The sequence below is a fragment of the Caulobacter sp. P1_B12_2 genome (genome assembly GCF_056406675.1).
Map to the genome: position 1 here is coordinate 1 of NZ_JBFTZS010000682.1, position 1635 is coordinate 1635.

Sequence of the window (1635 nt, forward strand, 5' to 3'; positions counted from 1 at the left end):
GTCCTGGCCCCAGTCGCGAAACAGCGCCACCGCCATCCGCCCGCGCGCCACGTCGACCGCGTCGGTCGCCGTCTTGCCCGACGGGGTGATCACCGCCTCGCGGACCCGGCGGTCGGCCTGGCTTGCTCGGCGCTCGACCAGGCCAAGCTCCTCCAGCCGCGCGACCTGGCGGCTGACCGTGGTGTGGTCGCGGCCCACCCGTCCGGCCAGGTCGACCACCCCGATCGGCCCCAGCCGCTCGACCAGCACCAGCAGCGGGAACAGCGCCCGCTCCAGCGCCAGCCCGGCCTTTTCCAGCATGGCGGCGTCGTTCTCGGGCCGGTTCAGCGTGCTGGCGATGTCGATCAGCGAGCGATGCAGCTCGGGCATGAGCTTCAGGATATGTGTATTTTGCACATTATTTGTTGACATGGATCCGGTCGCCCGTTCAGATGTGTGCGCAATACACACATATCGAGGCGACCATGACCACGCAAGCTTCCTCCGACGTCCTGATCTGCGGCGCCGGCGCGGCCGGACTGACCCTGGCGATCGACCTGGCCCGGCGCGGCGTGTCGATCCGGCTGATCGACAAGCTGCCCGCCCCGTTCGCCGGCTCGCGCGGCAAGGGGATCCAGCCCCGCACCCTGGAGGTGTTCGAGGACCTCGGCGTCCTCGACCGCATGGCGGCGCTCGGCGGCCCCTACCCGGTGCAGCGCCTGCACCGGGCCGACGGGAGCCATGTCGACTCGCAGGAGATCGCGATTGCGCCGCCGACCGCCGAGGAGCCCTACCGCACGCCGCTGATGATCCCGCAGTTCCGCACCGAGGCCGTGCTGCGCGAGCGTCTCGCCGAGCTGGGCGGCGCGGTCGACTACGGCCGCGAGCTGACGGGGTTCGACCAGGACGCCGAGGGCGTCACCGCCACCGTCGCCGGGCCGGGCGGCGTCGAGACGATCCGCTGCCGCTGGCTGATCGGCGGCGACGGCGGCCGCTCGTTCGTGCGTCACGCGTTGGAGATCGGCTTCCCCGGCCAGACCCTGGGCGTGCGAGCCGTGGTCGCCGACCTCGACCTGGACGGCCTGTCGCGCGACGCCTGGCATCGGGCCGGCGAGGGCGACATGGCCCGGCAGATCGGCTTCTGCCCCCTGCCCCACACCGACCTGTTCCAGCTTCAGGCGCCGATCCCGCTGGAGGGGGAGGCCGACCTGTCCGTCGCCGGCCTGCAGGCCTTCGTCGACGAGCGCTGGCCGGGCGGCGGCCTGACGGTGCGGAGCGTCGCCTGGGCCTCGGCCTACGGCATGAACGCCCGCCTGGCCGACCGCTACCGCGTGGGCCGCGTGCTGCTGATCGGCGACGCCGCCCACATCCATCCGCCCACCGGCGGCCAGGGCCTGAACACCAGCGTCCAGGACGCCTACAATCTGGGCTGGAAGCTGGCGGCGACACTGGCCGGCGCGCCCGACGCCCTGCTCGACACCTACGAAGACGAGCGCCGCCCGATCGCCGCCGGCATGCTGGGCCTGGCCACGGATCTGCTGGACAAGGCCAGGCAGGGCGACATGAAGCGCGGCCGCGAGGTGCACCAGCTGGATCTGGGCTACCGATTCTCGTCGCTGGCCCTGCACGCCGACCGCCCGGAAGACGCCCTGCAAC

2 protein-coding genes are annotated in these 1635 nt (G+C 72.3%); one reads left to right on the forward strand and one right to left on the reverse strand.

Going from position 1 to position 1635, the window contains the following annotated elements; all coding sequences use genetic code 11:
* Positions 1-369 (reverse strand): MarR family winged helix-turn-helix transcriptional regulator (locus tag AC1DZ6_RS24835; protein ID WP_477099761.1); only part of this gene is annotated, 369 nt, incomplete at its 3' end.
* A 95-nt stretch (positions 370-464) separates the two neighbouring features.
* Between AC1DZ6_RS24835 and AC1DZ6_RS24840 the strand changes: the two genes are divergently transcribed.
* Positions 465-1635 (forward strand): FAD-dependent monooxygenase (locus AC1DZ6_RS24840; protein ID WP_477099762.1); only part of this gene is annotated, 1171 nt, incomplete at its 3' end.